This is a genomic window from Streptomyces sp. NPDC048297, from assembly GCF_043201585.1.
Taxonomy (GTDB): Bacteria; Actinomycetota; Actinomycetes; order Streptomycetales; family Streptomycetaceae; genus Streptomyces.
Map to the genome: position 1 here is coordinate 163,469 of NZ_JBICZA010000002.1, position 21,203 is coordinate 184,671.

At 72.4% G+C, this 21,203-nt stretch carries 18 protein-coding genes and 1 pseudogene; 9 read left to right on the forward strand and 10 right to left on the reverse strand.

Going from position 1 to position 21,203, the window contains the following annotated elements:
* Window positions 1–14 precede the first annotated feature (14 nt).
* Window positions 15–1,045, forward strand: a pseudogene (locus ACGFYV_RS02730) (GlxA family transcriptional regulator).
* A 460-nt stretch (window positions 1,046–1,505) separates the two neighbouring features.
* Here the strand turns inward: ACGFYV_RS02730 and ACGFYV_RS02735 are convergent.
* The 3 genes from ACGFYV_RS02735 to ACGFYV_RS02745 form a co-directional block, all read right to left on the reverse strand.
* Window positions 1,506–2,195 (reverse strand): ScbR family autoregulator-binding transcription factor, encoded by a 690-nt coding sequence (locus tag ACGFYV_RS02735; protein ID WP_393876513.1) that lies wholly within the window; start codon window positions 2,193–2,195, stop codon window positions 1,506–1,508.
* A gap of 323 nt (window positions 2,196–2,518) precedes the next feature.
* Window positions 2,519–3,754 carry a cytochrome P450 gene (locus ACGFYV_RS02740; RefSeq protein WP_393876514.1) on the reverse strand — a complete coding sequence of 412 codons (1,236 nt, stop codon included), beginning with the start codon at window positions 3,752–3,754 and terminating at the stop codon, window positions 2,519–2,521.
* 151 nt (window positions 3,755–3,905) lie between these two features.
* Entirely contained in the window at window positions 3,906–4,589 is a 684-nt protein-coding gene (locus ACGFYV_RS02745) for a ScbR family autoregulator-binding transcription factor (RefSeq protein ID WP_393876515.1), read from the reverse strand.
* Window positions 4,590–5,090: 501 nt separating this feature from the next.
* Here ACGFYV_RS02745 and ACGFYV_RS02750 point away from each other — a divergent pair.
* The 3 genes from ACGFYV_RS02750 to ACGFYV_RS02760 all read left to right on the forward strand — a co-directional run bounded on the left by ACGFYV_RS02750 (window position 5,091) and on the right by ACGFYV_RS02760 (window position 8,545).
* Window positions 5,091–6,911, forward strand: coding sequence for an acyl-CoA dehydrogenase (locus ACGFYV_RS02750; RefSeq protein WP_393876516.1), 1,821 nt, complete (start codon window positions 5,091–5,093; stop codon window positions 6,909–6,911).
* Window positions 6,912–7,013: 102 nt separating this feature from the next.
* On the forward strand, window positions 7,014–7,580 hold the full coding sequence (locus ACGFYV_RS02755; RefSeq protein ID WP_393876517.1) for a hypothetical protein: 567 nt from the start codon (window positions 7,014–7,016) through the stop codon (window positions 7,578–7,580).
* A 137-nt stretch (window positions 7,581–7,717) separates the two neighbouring features.
* Entirely contained in the window at window positions 7,718–8,545 is an 828-nt protein-coding gene (locus ACGFYV_RS02760) for a maleylpyruvate isomerase family mycothiol-dependent enzyme (RefSeq protein WP_393876518.1), read from the forward strand.
* A 33-nt stretch (window positions 8,546–8,578) separates the two neighbouring features.
* Here ACGFYV_RS02760 and ACGFYV_RS02765 read toward each other — a convergent pair whose 3' ends face one another.
* The 4 genes from ACGFYV_RS02765 to ACGFYV_RS02780 form a co-directional block, all read right to left on the reverse strand.
* Window positions 8,579–8,806: a hypothetical protein gene (locus ACGFYV_RS02765; RefSeq protein WP_393876519.1), complete on the reverse strand. Its 228-nt coding sequence runs from the start codon at window positions 8,804–8,806 to the stop codon at window positions 8,579–8,581.
* Window positions 8,793–9,140 carry a DUF6400 family protein gene (locus tag ACGFYV_RS02770; protein WP_393876520.1) on the reverse strand — a complete coding sequence of 116 codons (348 nt, stop codon included), beginning with the start codon at window positions 9,138–9,140 and terminating at the stop codon, window positions 8,793–8,795. Before ACGFYV_RS02770 ends, ACGFYV_RS02765 begins: the two co-directional genes overlap by 14 nt.
* 93 nt (window positions 9,141–9,233) lie before the next feature.
* Window positions 9,234–10,202, reverse strand: coding sequence for a threo-3-hydroxy-L-aspartate ammonia-lyase (locus ACGFYV_RS02775; RefSeq protein ID WP_393876521.1), 969 nt, complete (start codon window positions 10,200–10,202; stop codon window positions 9,234–9,236).
* 149 nt (window positions 10,203–10,351) lie between these two features.
* Window positions 10,352–11,017, reverse strand: a complete 666-nt coding sequence (locus ACGFYV_RS02780; RefSeq protein ID WP_393876522.1) for a transcriptional regulator — start codon at window positions 11,015–11,017, stop codon at window positions 10,352–10,354.
* A 399-nt stretch (window positions 11,018–11,416) separates the two neighbouring features.
* On the opposite strand from ACGFYV_RS02780, the gene ACGFYV_RS02785 reads away from it, so the two are divergent.
* Window positions 11,417–12,718 (forward strand): cytochrome P450, encoded by a 1,302-nt coding sequence (locus ACGFYV_RS02785; protein ID WP_393876523.1) that lies wholly within the window; start codon window positions 11,417–11,419, stop codon window positions 12,716–12,718.
* A gap of 24 nt (window positions 12,719–12,742) precedes the next feature.
* On the opposite strand, the gene ACGFYV_RS02790 is transcribed toward ACGFYV_RS02785, so the two are convergent.
* Window positions 12,743–13,300, reverse strand: a complete 558-nt coding sequence (locus tag ACGFYV_RS02790) for a GNAT family N-acetyltransferase (protein WP_393876524.1) — start codon at window positions 13,298–13,300, stop codon at window positions 12,743–12,745.
* 165 nt (window positions 13,301–13,465) lie between these two features.
* Between ACGFYV_RS02790 and ACGFYV_RS02795 the strand changes: the two genes are divergently transcribed.
* On the forward strand, window positions 13,466–14,269 hold the full coding sequence (locus ACGFYV_RS02795; protein ID WP_393876525.1) for an isoprenyl transferase: 804 nt from the start codon (window positions 13,466–13,468) through the stop codon (window positions 14,267–14,269).
* On the opposite strand, the gene ACGFYV_RS02800 is transcribed toward ACGFYV_RS02795, so the two are convergent.
* The gene (locus ACGFYV_RS02800) at window positions 14,257–15,522 is read right to left on the reverse strand and encodes a glucuronyl hydrolase (protein WP_393876526.1); all 1,266 of its coding nucleotides are present in this window, start codon (window positions 15,520–15,522) and stop codon (window positions 14,257–14,259) included. The genes ACGFYV_RS02795 and ACGFYV_RS02800 overlap by 13 nt on opposite strands.
* A gap of 169 nt (window positions 15,523–15,691) precedes the next feature.
* Here ACGFYV_RS02800 and ACGFYV_RS02805 point away from each other — a divergent pair, with 169 nt between their 5' ends.
* The gene (locus ACGFYV_RS02805) at window positions 15,692–16,696 is read left to right on the forward strand and encodes an aminoglycoside phosphotransferase family protein (protein WP_393876527.1); all 1,005 of its coding nucleotides are present in this window, start codon (window positions 15,692–15,694) and stop codon (window positions 16,694–16,696) included.
* A 250-nt stretch (window positions 16,697–16,946) separates the two neighbouring features.
* Here ACGFYV_RS02805 and ACGFYV_RS02810 read toward each other — a convergent pair whose 3' ends face one another.
* Window positions 16,947–17,561, reverse strand: a complete 615-nt coding sequence (locus ACGFYV_RS02810) for a TetR/AcrR family transcriptional regulator (protein ID WP_393876528.1) — start codon at window positions 17,559–17,561, stop codon at window positions 16,947–16,949.
* Window positions 17,562–17,773: 212 nt separating this feature from the next.
* On the opposite strand from ACGFYV_RS02810, the gene ACGFYV_RS02815 reads away from it, so the two are divergent.
* Window positions 17,774–19,312 carry an APC family permease gene (locus tag ACGFYV_RS02815; RefSeq protein ID WP_393876529.1) on the forward strand — a complete coding sequence of 513 codons (1,539 nt, stop codon included), beginning with the start codon at window positions 17,774–17,776 and terminating at the stop codon, window positions 19,310–19,312.
* 155 nt (window positions 19,313–19,467) lie between these two features.
* Window positions 19,468–21,039 carry an amidohydrolase gene (locus tag ACGFYV_RS02820; RefSeq protein ID WP_393876530.1) on the forward strand — a complete coding sequence of 524 codons (1,572 nt, stop codon included), beginning with the start codon at window positions 19,468–19,470 and terminating at the stop codon, window positions 21,037–21,039.
* Window positions 21,040–21,203: the final 164 nt, after the last annotated feature.

The window sequence follows — 21,203 nt, forward strand, 5'->3', positions numbered from 1 at the left end:
CGGACGGAGAAGCCATGAGCCACGTCAAGCGGCTCGTCGTCGTCCTCCTCTTCGACGGCGTCGACCTGCTCGACGTCACGGGGCCGCCCGAGGTGTTCGCCCTGCTGCGCCGGGAGACGGACGACGTGACGGGCTACGAGGTCGCGCCGGCCGCCGAGACCCTGGACCCGGGGTCACCACGTCGGCCGGGGTGCGCGTCCTGCCCGACATCACGTTCCAGGAGGCGTCGGCACGGAGCGTCGACACGCTCATGGTGCCCGGCTCGGTCGAGGTCGTCGGCCGGCGCCGCGTGCGCGCCCTCGCGGACCCGGCGGTGGTCTGCTGGGTGAAGGCCCTCGCCGCCCGGACCCGGCGCGTCGCCTCCGTCTGCGTGGGGGCGCACCTCCTCGCCGCCGCCGGCCTGCTGGACGGCCGGCGTGCCACCACCCACTGGTCGACCGCGCGGCAACTCGCCGCCGAGTACCCGTCGATCGAGGTCGACGCCGACCCGATCTTCATCCGCGACGACAAGGTGTGGACCGGCGCGGGCATCACCGCGTGCCTGGATCTGTCGCTGGCGCTCGTGGCCGAGGACTTCGGCGAGGCCGTCGCCCTGCGCATCGCGCGGCAACTGGTGATGTACCTCAAACGCCCCGGCGGGCAGAGCCAGTTCAGCGTCCCGATCGAACCGGTCTCCACCACACGCCGTATGGACGACCTCCGCCACTACATCGGGCAGCACCTCACCGGCCGGCTCACGGTCCCCGATCTCGCCGAGTACGCCCACGTCAGTGAGCGCCAGCTCACCCGTGTCTTCAAGGCCGAGCTCGGCACGACCCCGGCCGCCTACATCGAGTCCGCCCGCGTCGAAGTCGCCCGTAATCGCCTGGAGTCCACGGACGACACCCTCGAACGCGTCGCCTCCGCCTCCGGCTTCGCGACGACCGACACCCCCCTCATCCGCGCCTTCCGCCGCACCCTCGACACCACCCCGACGGAATACCGCAACCGCTTCCGCCACTCCCCCCGCCGCGACACCCGCCCCGGCGACACGCCCCCGTCGTAGCCACGGGGTCGGACGGACCCGGTGTCCCCGCCTGTGTCCCCGCGTCTGCGGGGCGTGCGTCGCGGACCAGTGCGTGTTCGCCGGGCGCGACGTACCGTTCGGGTCCGAGGAAGCCGGCTTTGGCGAAGACCGCCGCCTCGCCGCCGGGTGTCCCGTGCGGCAGGAACCCTCGGCCGGCCCGGCGGCCGGGGACCACGTCGAACGAGCCCAGTCCCGCCGGGAGTTCCTCGGCCCTCGTCCGTACCCACCGGAACGTCGCCCGTACCCACCGGAACGTCGCCCGCACCCACCGGGACGTCGCCCGCACCCACCGGGACGTCGCCCGTACCCACCGGAACGTCGCCCGTACCCCGCCCTCGCCGGCCAGGCGCTCGGCCTCGGCCATCATCCCCTGGTCCGGTCCGGGTCGACGCCGGCGACCTCGGTGAACAGGTGCGCCAGGCGCAGGGTGAGGGTGGCGTCAGGCCCCGAGGCGGGTTCCCCGGGCCGCGACCAGGTCGGCCGGACCGCCGCGCTGCGGCGCCTGGCGCACCGTCATGGGGTGGTCAGGCACCTGGGTGCGGGCCTGCTGCGGGGCGGCGGCGAGGCGCGGCAGCAGGAAGGTCCAGAACTCGGTCATGCGCTCCCCGGACAGCCACCGCGGGTCCCGGCCGCCGAGTACCTCGAAGCCGACGGTGGCGGAGACGACCGCGACGGCCGCGCCCTCCGGGGCGACGCCGTCCGCGAGTTCGCCGGCGTCCTTCGCCTGGCGGAGCATGTCGTGCACCCAGGTGTGCCACCAGTCGAGCAGTCCGGTTTCGTTCGGCCGGGCGGGATCGCCGCTCAGCCGGAAACCCGCCCAGGTGACGGGGTCGGTGGCGAATGCGGAGACCACGTGGTGGGTCGCGGCGACCAGCGCCTCCAGCTCGGTGCCGTTGGAGCGGCGGCACTGCCGGGCCATCTCGGTCACGGCACGCGTCGCCACCTGCTCGACCTCGGAGGCCAGTAAGTCCTTGCTCGGGAAGTGGAAGTGCAGGGCTCCGGCGCTCACTCCGGCGCGCTTGCTGATCGCCGGCAGGGACGCGCGGGCGTATCCGTTGTCGGCGAAGACCTCCGCCGCCGCGCGGATCAGGGCCTGCCGCGTGTAGGCCGCCCGTACCTGCTTGACCATGACGCTCTCCTTCGGTGCCGGATCCGGTGGGGAGCCAGCGCCCCTGGTCCGCGTCTAACCGCATGTTCAGTATGTTTTAGCGGAGACGTATGCGGCAAGACCTGACGGGCCACCGGGCGGCGACCGCGGGAAGTCGGTGCGAACCGACGAACTCCCGGCGCGGCGGGGCGCCTTCAGCGTCCAGGCGTACGTCATCCACCCGAAATAAACCGTCTGTCCGGTGTTTTTGTGGGGCGAAAGGGTGCCACGGCGACTCCGTCGGCTCGCGGGGAGCGGCGTGGTCGCCGTGGCGGGAGCGGCCGGGTCCGTGGCCGCTCACGGGCTCAGGAGGCCGACGGGCGCAGGACGACGGGCAGCGCCTGGTAGCCGTTGAGCATGAAGGTCGGCAGGGGCTTCAACTCCTCGGGAGGGCAGGCGAGTCGCGCGTCCGGGAAGAGGTCGAAGAGCTTGGCGAGGGCGGAGGCCGCCTCGATCTCGCCGAGCGGGGCGCCGAGGCAGCGATGCGGTCCGTGGCCGAAGCCGAGGACGTCGCGGCCGGTGCGCAGCACGTCGAAGCGGTCCGCGTCGGGGCCGTGCCGGTCGGTCTCGTGGCCGCCCGCCGCGAAGTTGACGAGGATGGCCTCGCCCTTGCGGATCCCGACGCCGTCGAGGTCGATGTCCTCCACCGCGAACCGCAGCGGCGAGTACGCGCCGGGCGTGTGCACCCGCATGGTCTCGGCGACCACGTCGGCCCAGGTCGCCCGGCCCGCGCGGACGTGCTCCAGCTGCTCGGGGTTGCTCAGCAGGGCGCCGGCCGCGTTGGTGATGAGGGTGGCGGTGGTGTCCTGGCCGGCGGCGATGAACATGAAGAGGGAGCCGAGCAGTTCGTCCTCGGTGAGGCGGTCGTCGTCGTCCCGGGCGGCGATCAGCGAGCTGGTGAGGTCGTCGCCGGGTGCCTGCCGTTTGGCCCGCACGTGTGCGGCGAGCCGCCCGAAGGCCTCCATCCGCGCCGCCTCCATCTCCGCGGCGGAGACGGTGGAGCCGAACACGGTGCTCAGCGCGGCGGACAGGGCGTCCGTCTCGGCGCCGCGCGGGACCCCGAACAGCTCGCAGATGACGCGCAGCGGGAGCACCTCGGCGTACGCGGTGCGCAGGTCGACGGGGGTCCCGGGGGCGACTTCGCCCAGGGTGTCGAGCAGTTCGGCCGACAGTTCCTCGACTCTCGGGCGCAGGGTCTCGGAGCGGCGGGCGGTGAACGCCCCGGCCACGAGGCGGCGCAGTCTGCTGTGGTGCTCCCCGTAGGCGAACAGCATGTTCTCGTTCGCCACCCACGGGTACAGCGGCCACTCCTCGGTGATCTTCCCCTCGATGAAGGGCGGCCAGTGCAGGCGGGCGCTGCGCGAGACGCGCGGGTCGGCCAACAGCCTTTCCACGTACGTCTGTCGCACGACGGCCCAGGCGATCACGCCACCGGGCAGTTCGACCTGGACGGCGGGGCCCTGGGTGCGCAGCTTCGCCGCCTCTCCCATGTGGTCACGGCCCGTGATGTCCAAGGTGTACGGGCAGGCGGTCTTCTCCATCGGGTCTCCCTGGGTCGGTCCTGCTTCACGTTGCTGCGTTGCGACGTGCCCGAGGGAGAGTCGCCCCTCCCCACAACCAGACGTGTTCGCCGATGCGTTGCCCCGTTCTCGCACCGACGGCAGCCGTCCCGTACCTCCGGGAAGGTGCCGCTCAGCCGGCGGCTTCGGCCTCTTCCGCTCCCCGGCCCAGCGCGAGGGCCTCCTCGTGGACCCGGCGGCCCCGGTCCATGGTCATGTCCAGGCGCACGAGCACGGCAGGGACCGCGATGCTGGTCATGAGGTGGCGGTAGAGGTCGACCACGCGCTCCATCAGGTCGGAGTGGTCGCTCATGATCTTGGACAGCACCTGGGCGCCGGTGAACGCGGAGACGAACGCCTTGGCCGAGGCCTCGACGTCGACGTGGGGCAGCAGTTCGCCGTTCGCCTTGGCGCGGGCGAGCAGTTTGGCGTTGTACTCGATCCACGAGGCCATCGGCACCCGTCGGTCGAGTCCGTCCTGCGGTGATCCCTGGTCCACGGTGAGGCGGATGCTGCCGCGCACCAGGGGGTCTCCGGCGCTGAGCAGATGGGCGAGGAGGAACCCGGCGTCCAGCCCCTCCTGCAGCACCAGCTCACGCACCGGCACTTCCGGTACGGAGTTGAGCTGGTCGGTCAGCACCGCCTGGGCGAGCTGTTCCTTGGAGGCGAAGTGGAAGTAGAGGGCGCCCTTGGTGACGTTCGCCCGCTGGAGGATCTCGGAGATCGTCGCCGCTTCGTAGCCGACGTCGGCGAACACGTCGGCTGCGGCGACCAGGATGTTGCGTCTCGTCCTGATCGCTCGTTCCTGCAGGGCCACGGCACACCCTCCGCACTGGGTTCACGGACCGGTCGGTGCCGAAAAGCGACCGACAGGTATGCATCCTGCCACCCTGGAACTCGGCCTTTCAAGCGCGAGCGCACCCCCCTAAGCACCGCCTCTGCCGGGCCTGAGGACCCGTCGCTGACGCCACAATAAAACGTGTCGCCCGGTATCTCAACGCCCCGTTCACGGCCCAACTCACCGTTCCCCGCACGGGTGGTGGGCGTAGCGACTGTGCAAGAAGTTGTCATCTTGGGTCACTTGACAGCGCAGGATTCGCACACGATGTGCAATCGTTCGGTAACCGATCTGAGAAGATTTTGCTTGATAAGCAAACCGGGAGGTCCGTATCTTCTGACACTGCGCGTCCCATCCTTCCGGATCCGTGACCAACGGGAGCAGGCCATGGCCCTTCTGACACCGCAGGAAGATCTCGTCTCAGCGCCAGGGGTCGAGCAGTTCAGCAGCCCAAAGATTGACCGGAACACGTCACTCCGCTTGGACCTGTCCCGGCTCCTCTTCGACGACGGCAGCGGCGGCAGGGAGGGCGGCAGAGAGACCGTGCACGGCCGCTGGCGCCGGCTCATCGCACAGGACACCTTCCGCCACCGCCCGGGACTGGGCGGCGCCGAACGCGCGGCGCTCTCCTACGACTGGCTGCGGCTGGTGAACGACTGCGCAGGCGACCCGGAGCAACTCGCCGACGATCCGGCGAAGTTGGCGGCCCTGCACGAGTGGGCGGCGATCGTGGACGGCGGCGGGGGCCTGTGCACGGTGGCGAGCATCCACTACAACCTCTTCCTCGGCTCGCTGCTCGACCACGCGGGCGCCACGCCGCGCGACCTGTCCGACTTCACCGCCCTCCGGCGTGTCGGCACGTTTCTCTGCACCGAGCTGGAGCACGGCAACGATGCCTCCGCCCTGGAGACCACCGCCGAACTCGACCCGGGCACGGGCCGGTTCGTCCTGAACACGCCGCATCCCGGGGCCCAGAAGTTCATGCCCAACACCAGCATGACCGGCGGCCCGAAGACCGCCGTGGTGGCCGCCCGGCTCATCGTGGCCGGCCGGGACGAGGGCGTCTTCCTCTTCCTGGCCCCGCTGAGCGACGAGAACGGCCCGCTGCCCGGGGTGGGCGTGCGCAGGCTGCCCCTGCGCACGGGCGCGCCGGTCGACCACTGCCTGACCTCGTTCAACCACGTGCTCCTGCCGCGCGACGCCCTGCTGGAGTCCGAGCACGGCCGGCTCGACGCCGACGGTCGGCTGCACAGCACCCTCGGCAACCGGCGCAAGCGGTTCCTGCAGTCCATCGGCCGGGTCACCATGGGCAAACTGTGCATGAGCGGCGCCGCCATCGGCGCGACCCGCGCCGCCCTGGCCATAGCCGTACGCTACGGCGACCAGCGGCAGGTCAGCGGGCCGCGCGCGGGCGAACGCATCCCGGTCAACGCCCACCGCTCCCATCACCGGCCCCTGCTCCAGGGCCTCGCCACCGCCTACGCCATGACCTTCCTGCACCGCGCCGCGCTCGCCGGCTGGGCCGCGCACGGGGCCGGCGCGCACACCGAGCAGCGGGCGGAGGCCGAGCGCCTGGTCGCCGTGGCCAAGAGCTGGATCACCTGGCAGGCGCGCGACATCACCATCGAGTGCCGCGAACGCTGCGGCGCCCAGGGGCTGTTCGCGGTCAACGGCCTGTCCGAGTTCCCGCACTACATCGAGGGCACCGTCACCGCCGAGGGCGACAACACGGTGATCTGGGTGAAGGCCGCCGCCGAGATGCTCTTCGCCCACCAGCCGCCACGGCAGGACGCGGAACCCCCGGGCGCACCCGCACAGCTCAGGGACCCCCGGCATGTGCGGGGGCTGCTCGCCCGCGCCGAGGCCATCTGGCAGGACCGGGCCCGCGCACAACTGCGCCGGGGCCCCTCCAAGGACCCGGTGGGCCGCTGGAACGGCGCCTCCTCCGCCGCGCTGGAGATGGTCTCGGTCCACGCCCGGCTCCGCGCCGCCGACGCCTTCCTGGACGCGGCCTCCCGCGCGAACGACCCCGCCGCCGGGGACCTGCTGGAGCGTTTGTGCCTGCTCTTCCTGCTGCAGGAGATCGGCACGTACACCGGCGACCTGCTGGCCCACGGCCACCTCTCCCCCGAGCAGGTCCGCGGCCTACCCCAGCTCCTGGACGACGTCCTCCACGACCTCGCCCCGCACATGACGGATCTGGTCGACGCCTTCGACCTGCCCGACGCGTACCTGGACGGCGTCCCCATGGCCTACTCCGGCAGTGTCTCCCTGGCCGACTACGCGATACCGGCGGAGTGACCCGCGCGCATTCGGGACCCTTTCCCTCCCCGAACACCGCAACCATTCGCCATATCCGTGTGTCTCACCCCATAACAGCATGACTCGACCAAGGGGGACATCATGCGAAGAATGGGGGCAGCGATGGCGGCGCTCGTGCTGGCGGGTTCCGGCGTGGGCGCGGCGGCGACCGCGGCAGGGGCCGCTCCGACAGCCGCCGCGCAGGCCACGGCCTGCCCAGCCGGCTTCGGCAGCGGGGCCAAGGGCGGTCCCACTGCCGGTGCCGTGCCGCTGGAGGACGTCAGGACCGGCCGGCACGCGTGCTTCGACCGGATCGTGTTCGACGTGCCCGGCGGCGGCCGGTCGATCGGCTATTCCGTCAGGTACGTCCAGCGGCTCCACCAGACGGCGAGCGGCCGGCTGATCCCGGTCGGCGGCGGGGCCGTCCTCGACGTCCGTGTCGGCGCGCCGAGTTACGACCCCGCGACCGGTACGCCGACGTACCCGGGCCGGGTGGGCCGCACCCTGCCGGGCGTGCGGCTCACCGGGTACCGCACCTTCAGGGACACCCGGTTCGCCGGGAGCTTCGAGGGAGAGACACAGATCGGCCTCGGGGTCCGCGCCCGTCTGCCGTTCCGGGTGATCCAGCTGCCCGGCCGGCTGGTGATCGACGTCGCCCACAACTGGTGAGGAGCGAAGGCAGCAAGGCGAGGAGCGAAAGTGAGGGGCGCGCCGCACGTCACCCGCGCCTTGCCGCCCGGTCCCCGGTCTGGTTGGGTACCGGCACCCCGTGCGCACGGGGGCGACAGGCGGGAGGGGCGGGCGGCGTGCACGCGACGGAACGGCAGGACGGGACAGGGCAACTGCCCGAGGGGCTGGAGCAGGCGATACGGGCGACCGCCGAGGAGATCGCCGCGCTGGTGCGCGGTGCGCCGGACACGGCGGCCCCGGTGCCGGGATCGCAGTGGACCGTCGGCGAGGCTGCCGCCCATCTCGCCCTGGCCAACGAGCTGATGGCCGACCTCGCGGCCGGCCGCGCCCGGCCCTACGGGGACGGCACGGCACAGAGCCTGGCCGCGGCGAACGCCGAGTCCCTCACCGTCTTCGCCGAGCGCCGGGCGGAGCCGCTCGCGGCGATGATCGCGGAGCAGGCGTCGGTGTTCCTGGACGCCATGGCGGACCCCGCCGGCGAGAGTGCCGTACCGGCCACGCCGCTCGGCACCATGGACCGGCCCGTTCTGGCCTCGTACCTGCTCACGCACATGCTGGGCCACGGATACGATCTCGCGCGCGCCCTGGGCCGCCCGCACATGGTCGACCGGCCGCGGGTGGGCCTGTGCATGCCGTTCATGCTCTCGGTCATGCCGCGTGTCACGAACACCGCGGCCACCGCCGGGCTCACGGCCCGCTACACGATCCGGCTGCGCGGCGGCGAGGCCTTCGGCGTCCGCCTGGCCGCCGGCGCCGTGGAGGTGACACCGGGGCCGCCGCAGGGCCGCTCGGACTGCACGATCCTCATCGACCCGACCGCGTTCCTGCTGATCGCGCTGGGCCGGCTCAACCCCTGGCGGGCCATCGCCCGCGGCCAGATCCTCACCTGGGGACCCAAGCCGTGGCTGGGACCGCGCTTCCCCACGCTGTTCACGGCGCCCTGAGCCGCCCCGTCCGCGGGAGCGCGCCGCGTCACCTCACCCCTGGGACCGCGTGGCGCCGAAGTTCGTCTCGTGGGTCCAGACGTGCGTGCAGGACGGGCACTGCAGATGGAGCAGGCTGCCGGTGTTGGAGAGCAGGTAGCGCCAGTGGGCGTGGCAGGTACGCCCCTGCGCGCAGGTGGCACAGCCGCCGCGGTCGTCGCACTTCGGGCAGTCCACCCAGGCCCGGCGCCCTATGTCGGCCTGCGGATCAAGCGGCAGCATCGCCGCCCCCGCGCCTCGGGAGCACCCCGGCCGCGAGCAGTCGGTCGTAGATGCGCTGCTGCTCGGCGTCGAGGCCGGAGTACAGCAGGTCGTACGCCTCCTCCTCGCCGCGCAGCGCCGCGACGGGGTCCCAGTCCGGGCCCAGCGCGGCCAGGGCGTGCGTGCGGCGGAGCATCTCGTGCGCGGTCAGGTCGACGACGAAGTCGACCGGTTCGGACGGGCTCACGTCGGCCGGTCCGGACGGGCTCACGTCGGCCGGTCCGGACGGGCTCGCCGCGGCGGGCTCGCGCGGCTCGTCCGGCCCGTCGGGGAGGTTCGGGTCAAAGGAGGACATACGACCGAACGTAGGTAGGCCTTTCCCGCCGAGGCAAGAGCAGGTGGGAGAAGTCACAGCAGGTCAGCGCGGTGCCGGGCGCTGACCTGCGGGTCAGCGGCCGACGAGTTCGGTGAAGCGCCCGGTGTCGATGTTGCCGCCCGAGGCGATGACACCGATCCGCCGCGGCGGATCCTCGACGCGTCCGGCCAGGAGAGCCGCGAGCCCCGAGGCGCCGCTGGGCTCCAGGACGATCTTCAGCCGCTCGAAGGCGAACCTCATGGCCTGGACGATCTCCTCGTCGCTGACCAGGGCGACGGCGTCGACCAGACGCCGGTTGATGCCGAAGGTGATCTCGCCGGGGGTGGGGATCGCCTGGCCGTCGGCGATGGTGCGGGGCACGGGGATCGTGACGCGCTCACCACTGGCCAGGGAGCGCTTGGTGTCGTCCCCCGCCTCGGGCTCGACGCCGATCATCCGGATGCCGGGGTGAAGCGCCTTGGCGGCGACGGCGCTGCCGGCGATGAGGCCGCCCCCTCCGACCGGTACGACGAGCGCGTCGAGTTCTCCGGTGTCCTCCAGGAGTTCGAGCACGGCGGTGCCCTGGCCGGCGATGACGTGGGGGTGGTCGTAGGGCGGGATCAGGGCCAGGCCGCGGTCCTCGGCCAGGGCCTCGCCAAGGGTGGTGCGGTCCTGGGCGTAACGGTCGTACGTCACGATCTCGGCCCCGTAGCCGGCCGTCGCCTCCCTCTTGGAGCGGGGGGCGTCCTCGGGCATCAGGATGACGGCGCTGGTGCCCAGTTCCCGGGCGGCGAGGGCGGTGGCCTGGGCGTGGTTGCCGGAGGAGTAGGCGGCGATGCCCCTGGCGAGCTGCTCGGGCGGTAGCTGGGCGGCCGCGTTGTAGGCGCCACGGATCTTGAAGGCGCCGATCCGCTGGAAGTTCTCGCACTTGACGAACACCTCGGCACCCACGAGCGCGTCGAGCGTGCGGGAGGTGAGGACGGGGGTGCGGTGGGCGATGCCCTTGAGGCGCACAGCGGCCTCACGGACGTCGTCGAACGTGACGGGCGAGGCGTCGGGCATGGGGTGTCCTTGGGGTGGAGGTGTCGGTGGTGGGGCAGAGCGCCTGTGGTGGGGACGGGGTGCCCGTGGCGGAGAGGGAGGTGGCGGGCGGGAGCCGGGCGGCTGACGGGCGGCTGACGAGCGGCGGCCCTCGGCCTTCTACGGCCCCTTCACTTCGTGTAGTTGTAGACGGTCGCCCGGGACACGCCGAGCAGGTCCGCGATGGCCTGGGCGGCGTCGCGGGAGTGGAAGTAGCCGTCCTGGCGCAGCTGTTGCACGAGCGCCTTCTTGTCGTCGCGGCCCAGCGACCTGGGCGTGCCACCGCGGTCCGCGGCGCGGGCCTCCACGGCGCGGCGAAGCTCCCGGGCGTTGCGGTCCCGCAGGGTCTCCAGGGACTGGTCGCGGTGTTCCGTGTCGGTGGCGACGAGGTTGGACAGCGCGAGCGTGACCGGCGACAGCACGGAGACGTCGAGGTTCAGGCACAGAGCGGCGATGTACTCGCCCGCGCCGTTCCTGATCCCGATCGACGTGCTCTTCGCCGGGCGGCCGTCGGGGAACCGGTTGGGGTAGTTCTGGATGACGCTGGGGTACCGCGGGTCGGCGATGCGGGCCAGGCCCAGTCCGGTCGCCGAGTCCCCGATCCGGCGGCCGGACAGGTTGTTCTCGATGGCCCGGATCGCGTGCTGCGGATCGCGCAGGTCGTGCAGCACCACCTCGCACAGCCCCGGGAACATCCGCCCCAGGGCGACGGCGACCTTCTCCATCTCCGCAACGAGGTGCTCGTCCGCCTCCTGAACGAGGTGCTCGTCCGCGCCGGCCGTGGCGTCGTCGTCCATGCATACCTCCGCGAACGTGCGTGGGCTCACGCGCGCCCCGATCACTCACTCGACTAATTTTCCAAGTCTGGACAGCATAGTTCAGACGGACTCGCCTTATCCACACGCGCTGCCGTTACTCCGGACGCCGAATGTGTGAAAACATGGCATATATGGCATTTGGTGCTGAAGACAGGCGAGAGGAGTACGTCATGATCGCCAAGCTGCTCGGCAAGCTGTCCTTCACCCGCCACTACGGCGCGTACGGGGCCCACGAGTGGGATGCGTACGCCGGGGACCGAGGCTGACCGCAGTGCCGGTGGGCGCCCCCCGGGCACCCACCGGCTCCCCGCCACCCTGCCGACGACATCGACCTGGACGGTAGGAGAGTCGAGGGGTAGAAGAGTCGAGGACGATCTCATGGGCCGAACGAACGAGCCGCCCCGGTTGCCCGGAGGCGGCTTCGCTGCCTGGAGCCGCGACCGGCTGGCGCTGGCGCGCCGCGGCGCCGACGAGTGCGGGGACGTCTGGCAGCTGGAGCCGGGTGTCTGCGTGGCCGCTACGGCCGGGCCGTGCGAAGCCGTCCTGCACCGCGCGCAGGACTTCCCCAAGGCACCCTCGCCCCTCTTCCCGCCGCTGAACCGGTCGAGCGGGGCACCGACGCCCGAGGAACGCGTGCACGCTCACGCCGCCCGTATGCGCGGGCTGCGCCCGCAGGCGGTCGCGGCCAGGACCGGTGAGATCGCGTCCGGGACCGCGCGGTTCGCCGACCAGTGGCCCACGGGCCAGGACGTCGAGATCCTGCCCCCGGTCCGGCACACCCTGGCAGATATCGGCGTGCGCTACCTCTTCTCCGAGGACGCTCCCGCCCTGCTGCCGTTCGCCGCGCAGCTGTTCCTGGCCCGCGAGGTGCTCGTGCGCCCCTCGCGCTGGGTGTGGCCGCGCTGGATCCCCACACCGGCACGGCGGTTCCGCACACGGCAGCAGACCGCCTTCGTCGATGCTCTGCGGCCCGTCGTCCGCCGGCGCCGTGCGTCGGGCCGGCTCGGTGAGGACGTGCTGGGCCAGATGCTCCGACCCTCCTCCCGCTACGGCCTCCTGGCGGAAGAGGCCGTTCTCGACACTCTCCCCGGGATCACCGTCGCCACCTTCGAGACACCTTCGCGGGCAGCCGGGTGGATTTTGCTCCACCTGGCCACGTACCCCGAGGCAGCGAGCCGCGTCGCGGCCGAAGCCGCCTTGCTGCCCGCGGACCCGGCCGCGACGACCAGCGCCCACCTCGACGCTCTGCGCTACACCCAGGCGCTGGTGCGGGAGGTGCTGCGGCTGTACCCGCCGAGCTGGCTGCTGACCCGGAGCGCCCCCCGGCGGACTCAGCTCGCCGACTACACCATCGACGCCGGGTCCACCGTTCTCGTCTGCCCCTACACCGCCCACCGCGACGCACGGGAACACCGCGAGCCGGACCGGTTCCGGCCGGAGCGCTGGCTCGACGATCCCGAATCACCGGAGAGACCCGGGGTCTTCCTCTCCTTCGGCAGCGGTCCGCACGGCTGCGAGGGAGCCGCCCTGGCCATGGCGATGCTGACGCTCCTGACCGCGCAGACCGCCCGCTCCTACCAACTGAGCGAGCCGCCAGGACCGGAACCCGGCTACCGGGTCACCACCCTCGAAGGTCTCGCGACCACCGGCTTGCGCCTGCGTGCCACCGCGCGCGGCTGACGGAAGTCCTGCTGATCGAACCCGTCATGGCGCGCTCATCGTGTGCCGCCGGTCGAACTCACCCGCGAGCATGCCCCACATGACGAGGTCGTGGTGCCGGCCGCCGAAGAAGACGTGTTCCCGCAAGCGGCCCTCCTCGGTGAAGCCGAGACCCCGAAACAGCGCCAGCGAAGCCTCGTTGTGGTCGAAGACCGCTGCCAGGCACTTGTGATAGCGCCGCTCGGCGAACATGAAGCGCAGCAACAGCACCATGGCTTCCGCCGCGTAGCCCCTGCGCCGGTGGTCCGCGCCGATCGTGACATCACACTCGAACCAGCCCGAACGCCGGCCGGTGCGATGGGAGCCGACCGCGCCGACCAGCTCTCCCGTGGCCGTCGTCTCGACCGCCAACCGGAAACAGTCGTCATCGCACTCGGCGACGGCCTGCGCCTTCGCCCAGGTACGGTAGCTCTCGGCGGACCGCGGCAGATCCAGCCGGCTCTCCCGCCGCCCGTCTTCGTCGGCGAAGCGCATGAACGCTGTCCAGTCGTCGGGCTCGACAGCGCGCAGGCGTACTCGCCTGCCGGTCCAGGACGTTGCCATGCCGCATTTGATCACGCTGCCGTGCGCGCGGGACCGAGAGGCACGCCGAGGACGGGCATCCGCGGATGAAGCGGAGGCGTCGCACGGCCCGGGGCGAAGGGCTGCGTGGCGCGTTCGAAAAGCGTGGCAATATCGTTGCGGCCTCAATCACGGGTCGGGACCTCGATGACGGGTCGGAGAGGGGATGTCGGCGTGGCATGGAAAGCCCTGCGGTCGGCGTTGGAAGCGGTGTACGTACGGCGTCTGAACCACAAGCTGGAGGGCCTGCCCAGGCCACGGCACGTGGCGATCATGCTGGACGGGAACCGGCGTTGGGCCCGGGGCGCGGGGCACAGCGACGTCCGTGAGGGCTACCGCGTGGGCGGCGCCAAGGTGACGGAGTTCCTGCACTGGTGCACCGATGCCGGCATCAAGCACGTCACACTGTGGATGCTGTCCGACGACAACCTGCACCGGCCGGCCGATGAACTCGGGCCGCTGCTCGACATAATCGAGGAGACCGTCCGGCGTATCTGCGCCCCGGACGAACCGTGGGAGATCGAGATCATCGGCGCGCTCGACCTGCTGCCGGGCGACACCGCCCGCGTGCTGAAGGAGGCCGCCGCCGCGACGCACGGCCGCGGCGGGCTCAAGGTCGACGTGGCCGTCGGCTACGGCGGGCGCCGCGAGATCGTCGACGCGGTCAGGGCGGCCTTCGACAAGCACATCGGCGCCGGCGGCGATCCGCGGGAGCTGGCCGCGGACTTCGACCTGGAGCACATCACCGACAACCTGTACTCACCGGCGGGACACGACACGGACTTCATCATCCGCACCTCCGGTGAGCAGCGGCTGTCGGGCTTCCTGCTGTGGCAGTCCGCCTACGCCGAGGTGCACTTCGTGGACGTGCTGTGGCCGGCGTTCCGTCAGATCGACCTGCTGCGTGCCCTGCGCTCGTACGCCGCCCGCGACCGCCGCTACGGCCGCTGACCGCGCGGACCGGAGAGGTCGACGGCCCGGTCGACGTCCTGGGGGCGCAGCACGCGCAGGATGCCTTCCAGCAGGTAGTAGTCGGCGTAGGGGAGGGAGATCTCGATGCCGTCCTCGGCCGGCCGGTTGCGGGTGCAGCGGGCGACGACGGCCTGGGCGCGGCTGGAGTTGTCCGTCAGGCAGGTCTGCGCGAGTGCGGTCAGGATGCGCAGGGCCGCGTCCCGGTAGCGGGGGCGGCCCGAGGCGGTGGCCAGGTCGAGCAGGCCGCAGGCCGTGATCGCGCCGGCGGAGGCGTCCTTGACGTCGTAGGGCTGCTGGGGTGCCCGGTAGTCCCAGACCGGGACGTGATCCGGTGTCAGGGCGCCCAGCGCGTAGTCGGCGAGGCTGCGTGCCGTGGACAGGAAACCGTCGTCGCCGGTGCGCCGGTACATGGTGGTGAACCCGTAGATGCCCCAGGCCTGTCCGCGTGCCCAGCAGGACGTGGGGCTGTACCCCTGGACGGTGTCCGGGCCGATCGGGGCGCCGGTCGTGGGGTCGAAGTCGTACACGTGCGGGGTCGAGCCGTCCGGGCGGGGGAACGTGCGCCGCACCGTCCGGGCGTGCTCGACGGCGATGTCGCGGTACTTCGCGTCGCCCCTCTGCCGGGTCGCGAAGTCCAGCAGGTCCAGGTTCATCATCGTGTCCATGATGACGCGGCCGGCGTTGCCGGGGTCGTCCAGTGCGCCCCAGGCCCGGATGAAGTGGCCGTTCGGGTTGTAGCGCCGTATCAGCGAGTCGGCGGCCCGTACGGCGCCCGCGCGCCAACTGTCGTCGCCGGTCAGGCGCCAGGCGGTGACCCACGACGGGTAGAAGAGGAAGCCGAGGTCGTGGGTGCTGGTGTCGTACTGGCGCGGGGAGAGCTTCTTCGCGGAGTCGAGTGCCAGGGTGCGGAAGGTGTCGTCCCCGCTGTGCAGCCAGGCCATCCACAGGGTGCCGGGCCAGAACCCGCCGACCCAGTCGCCGTTCTGGGAGTACACCCACTTCTCGGCCTTCGTGCCGACCGGAAAGGCCGTCACCGTGGGGGCGACGGTACGGAGTTTGGCGACCGCGTAGTCGGCGGCGGCGCGCAGGGTGCGGGCGGTGTCCTCGGTGGGGGCGGGTGTGGCCGCGTGAGCCACCGTCGCCGTCGTGGCCGCCGTCGCCGTCACTGGCGTCGCGCACAGGGTCGCGGCACCGGCCGCCGTGGTCAGCACGGAACGTCGCGAAAGGTTCATCGGGCTGTGTGCCCCCTCCAACTCGATGTCAACGTACGGGAGTTGATGGAGCGTCGCACGATCCGGACCCTCATGTACACCCACGTGAGCAATGTTCATACACATGAACGTCCATCTCGCCGACGAAAACCGCTGGCCGGTCGGCGGGCCGCGCTGCTGGGATGGGCCGATGACGGAACGCGATGCCTCACCGGCGGTGGACCGGGGCCTTTACCCGGACGCGGTCACACCCTGGGAGCAGGAGACCTGGCGGGCCGCCGCCTTCGACTGGGTGGACGGCGCACTCGCCGCGCACGGCCTGCGGGCCGGTGGTGACCCGCGGGTGCGACTGCGGCCCTGGTCGGTTCTGGTGCGGGTGCCGGTGGCCGGGCGGGAGGCCGTGTGGTTCAAGGCGAGTCCCCCGGCCGGCGGATTCGAGGCCGCGCTGAGCACCGTGCTGGCCCGCCGGGTGCCGGAGCACGTCCTGACACCGCTCGCGGTCGACGCCGACCGCGGCTGGTCGCTGCTGCCCGACGGAGGGGACCTGTTCCGGGACGTCCTGGAGCGGGACGCCGTAGCGCCCCGTGCGTGGGAGGACCTCCTGCGCCAGTACGCGAGCATGCAGCGCGCCCTGGTCCCGCACGCGGAGGAGATCGGGAAGGCGGGCGTCCCGAGGATCCGCACCCCGGAACTGCCCTACTCCTTCGACGAGTTGCTCGCCGACAGCTCAGCGCTGGCCCCGGAGGAACGCGCATCGCTCGCCCGGCTGCGGCCCCGGCTGGTGGAGTGGTCCGCCGAACTGGCGGCCCTGGGCATCCCCGACTCCCTCGACCACGCCGACCTGCACGACGGCCAGGTGTTCAACCCGGAGCCGGGCCGGTACACCTTCTTCGACTGGGGCGACGCCGTCCTCTCCCACCCCTTCTGCAGTCTGTGGGTCCCGGCCCGACGGGCGCGCGAGCGGTACGGCGCCGAGGTGCTGCCGCGACTGCGCGACGCCTATCTGGAGCCGTGGACGGGAGCCGGCCGGACGGCGGCGCAACTGCGGCGCGCCGTGCGGCTCGCGTGGCGCTTCGGCGCTCTGGGCCGTGCCCGCGCCTGGGGCCGCCTGTTCCCGGGCGCGGCCGGCTGTGTTCCGGCCGCTGCGGAGAGTGCCCGCACACTGCTGGAACTCCTCGATGATCCGCCGTTGTAGGTGATCCGTGGCTGTGGGTGATCCGTAGCTGTCGGTGATCCGTGGCTGTGGGTGATCCGTCGCTGCAGGCAGGGGTGGTCAGGCCGTCGGGTCGCCCTGCACAAGGTGATCCTGTTCCTGGCGGTACCGGGAAACCGTCCGCTCAGTGCCGCCGGCCGTCCCGCTCAGTGCCGCCAGCCGTCCCGCTCAGTGCCGCCAGCCGTCCGTTCCGTGCCGCCAGCCGTCCGTTCCGTGCCGCCGGCCGTCCCGCTCAGTGCTCCCGGCCGTCCAGTACGGCCCGCGCGTGGTTCATGAAGGCGGTGAGGCCGACGTCGAAGGCGCGGTCTGCGCGCCCCTCCCCCACCGCGGCAAGGACCTCGGCGAGGCGGGGTGTCGGGGCCCGGTCCGTCAGCTCCCACATCGCCTCGGGGGCGGCGAGGTCGAGGGCCGAGCCCAGGACGAGGTTCTCCAGCGCGACGAGCAGCGGCATGACCTCGGCGGGGGCGAAGCCGGCCGCGAGGAGCAGGTCGACGGCGCGTTCGTACTGCTCCAGCACCCGGGGCGCTCGTACGGGTGACGTCATCAGCATCGGGATGGCGCGGGGGTGCGCGGCGAACGCGGCGCGGTAGGAGCGGGCCCAGGCCTCGACGGCGGCGTCCCACGGCCGCAGGTCCAGGGTGGCGGTGTCGATCGCGGAGGCCACCCGTTCCCGCAGCAGTTCCACGATGCCCTCCCGGCCGTCCACATGGTGGTACACGGAGCCGGTCTGGGCGCCGAGCCGACGGGCGATCTGCGGCACGCTGAAGTCGCCGCTCTCGTCGATCAGTTGCAGCGCGGTGGCGGTGATGCGCTCGCGGTCGAGGAGCGGTGTGCGCGGCCGTCCCATGGTCAGCGTTCCCCCTGAAGGTCTTCCCGGATTCCCAACGGCAGGTTACATTGCGGAAACCGAAAGCCTTTAGGTTTCCGGCTCCGGGCGTCCGCGCACCCGCCCGCCCCGCCACCGCACCATCACCGCACCACCACCGCACCATCGCTGCCACCACCGCTGCCCCGTCACCGGGACCCCCCTCCCGTCCGCCGCCAGAAGGGCTCCCCCGAATGTCCGTGACCACGTCCGAGATCCCGGAGGAAGGAGTGCGGTCCGACGCGGCCACACTCCGCTCCGGCTCCCTCGGCACCGCCGACATCGCCTTCTTCGTCGTCTCCGCCGCCGCACCCCTGACCGTGATGGCGGGCGTCGCTCCCCTCGCGATCCTGCTGGGCGGCATCGGCGCCCCCGTCGGCTATCTCCTCGCCGGACTGACCCTCGCCATCTTCGCCGTCGGCTTCACCACCATGAGCCGCCACGTCCGAAGCGGCGGCGCGTTCTACGCCTTCATCACCCGTGGTCTCGGCCGCCCGGTCGGCATCGGCGCGGCCCTGCTCGCCCTGGTCGGCTACAACGGCATGGAGATCGGCGTCTACGGCCTCCTCGCCTCCACCACCCGGGACACGCTGCACTCCCTCTTCGGCACCGACGTGCCCTGGCTGCCCGTCTCCCTGGCCGGACTCCTGCTGATCGGCTACGGCGGCTTCCGCTCGATCGACTTCGGCGCCAAGCTGCTCGGCATCCTCCTCGTCGCCGAGACCGGGATCCTGGTGCTGCTCGCGGGCGGGGTCCTGCTCAAGGGCGGCGCCCACGGGCTGTCGCTCGGCTCCCTGGCCCCGGCGCACGTGTTCGTCCCCGGCACGGCCGCCGTCCTCGCGTTCGCGTTCGCCGCGTTCACCGGCTTCGAGTCGACCGTCATCTACCGCCGAGAGGCCCGCGACCCGGAGCGCACGGTGCCGCGCGCCACCTACCTCGCGGTCGCCTTTCTCGGCCTGTTCTACGCGTTCATCGTGTGGGTGGCCATCCAGGCGTTCGGTGACGACAAGGTCGTCCAGGCCGCGGGCAAGGACCCGGCCGGACTGTTCTTCACCGCGATCACCACGTACGTCGGCGGCTGGGCGGCGGACCTGATGCACATCTTCATCATCACCAGCGTCATCGCCTCCCTCCTCGCCTTCCACAACGCCATCAACCGCTACGCGCTGGCCCTGGCCGAGGAGGGCGTGTTGCCGCGCCGGCTCGGCCGCATCCACCACCGCCACCGCTCGCCGTACGTCGCGGGCATCGCCCAGACCGTGCTCGGCGCGGCCGTCGTCCTCGCGTTCTGGGCCGCGGGCGCCGACCCGTACCAGCAGTTGCTGCTGTGGGTGAACACCCCGGGAATGATCGGCCTGTTGCTGCTCCAGCTGCTCGCCGCGATCGCCGTGCCCTGCTACTTCCGGCGCATCCGCCACCAGGAGGGCACCCTGCGGACCCTGGTGGCGCCCGTCGTGGCCACCGTGCTGCTGGCAGCCGCGATCGTGCTGGTGGTGGGCCACATGGACCTCTTCACCGGCGCCTCCCCGACCGTGAACACGGTGCTCGTCGTCGTGTCCCCGGCCGTCTTCCTCCTCGGTCTTCCGCTGGCGTGGTGGCTGCGCCGCCGACGCCCCGAGGTCTACGAGGCCTTCGCCGCCGAGCCGTCCACGCCCGCCGAAGCCGCGGGGGCCACCGGAGCCACGGGAGCCACCGAAATCGGCGAGCCGACGGAAGCCGCCACGCCCGCCTGACCGACCGACCGACGACGACGCCGCCGCCGCGCCCGCCGTACCCACGGCACCGCACCCACCGTGGCCGCCCGGCCCGCCCGGCCTCCCCACCTGGCCCGGCCTCCCCGACCTCCCCGCCCTGCCGAACGACCGTCATCCGTACAGGAGTTCCTCTGATGCCCGCTGCCGACCTCATCCTCACCGGCGCCCAGGTCCGCACCCTCGACCCCGCCCGCCCCACCGCCTCGGCCGTAGCCATGCGCGATGGCGTGATCGCCGCGGTCGGCGAGCAGGACGACGTACGCGAGTGGCGCGGCCCCGGCACCGAGGTGGTGGATCTGACCGGCGCGCACCTCGTGCCCGGCCTGACCGACTCCCACAACCATCCCGTGTGGGCCCTGGAGATGGCGACGGGCGCGGACCTGTCGGGCGTACGGGACCTGGCCGGGCTGCGCGCGGCGCTCGCCGCGGCCGAGCGGATCGACGGGTGGGTCCTCGGCCACGGCCTCGATCACAACGCCTTCGAGGGCCGCCCCGTCCACCACGACCTGGTGGCGGACGTCCTCGGCGACGCGCCCGCCTTCCTGCGCCTGTACGACGGCCACTCCGCCCTCGTCAACGGCCCGGCCCTGGCCGCCGCCGGCGTGAGCGGCCCGCGGACGTTCGCCCAGCGCGCCGAGGTGGTGTGCGACGCCGAGGGCCGGCCCACCGGTCACCTGGTCGAGCACGCGGCGATGGACCTGGTCATGGACGTCGTACCGCGCCCCTCGTACGCCGATCGGCGCGCCCGCCTGCTGGAGCTGCTGTCCGCCATGGCCGCCACGGGGCTGACCGGCGCCCATGTGATGGACGGCGGCGACCTGGACCTGATGACCTCGGTGGCCGAGGAGACCGTGCTGCCGATCCGGCTGCGGTTCGCCCCCTGGTGCATGCCCGGCGCGGACGACGACGCCCTGCGCGAACTCATCGAGGCGCAGGGGAAGGGCGGCCGGCACTGGCTGGTCGGCGGCGTGAAGTTCTTCATGGACGGCACCGTCGAGGGCGGCACCGCGTGGCTGGACCACCCCGACTGCCACGGCCAGGGCACGGAGGCGTTCTGGCCCGACCCCGAGGCGTACGCCGCCGCCGTACGCACGCTGCACGCGGCGGGCGTACGGACGGCCACGCACGCGATCGGGGACGCGGCCGTGCGCCACGTCCTGGACACCGTCGCCTCGCTGGGCCCCGGCGGGCGCGGGGTGCACCGGATCGAGCACATCGAGACGGCTCCCGACGACCTCCTGCCCCGCTTCGCCGAGCTGGGTGTCGCCGCCTCGCTCCAGCCGCCGCACACGGGTTACACCCGCGACGACGGCACCGACGAGTGGTCGAAGCGCCTGGGCACCGACCGGTCCACCCGCGCCTGGCGGCTGCGGGACCTGCGCGAGGCGGGGGCCACGGTCGCGCTCGGCTCGGACTGGCCCATCGCGCACTACGACGTCCGAGCCGTCCTGGCCACGGCCCACCACCCGAAGGGGGCCGCGGCGCAGCGGCCGGGACTCACCCCGCTGCAGGCGCTGGAGGGCTGCACCACCCACGCGGCGGCCGCCGCCGGCGAGAGCGCCGTGGCCGGCCGTATCGCGCCCGGTCTGCGGGCCGACCTGACGGCGCTCTCCGTGGACCCCGTTCTCGCCCCCGGCGACGAACTGGCCGACGCGCCGGTCGTGTTGACGGTGACCGGCGGCCATGTGGTGCACCGGGGCAACTGACTGCACCGGGCAACTGAGTGCACCGGGACAGCTGACCTCGGTGCACCGGTGCGGCGTCGGCGCGCGCGGGGGCCGAACGGCCCATCGCCCGGGTCCGGGCGGCCCGTGGCGGCCGGGACCCGGGCGGGCACAGGCTGGAAGCACCAGCGAGGAAGGGAGCCGGT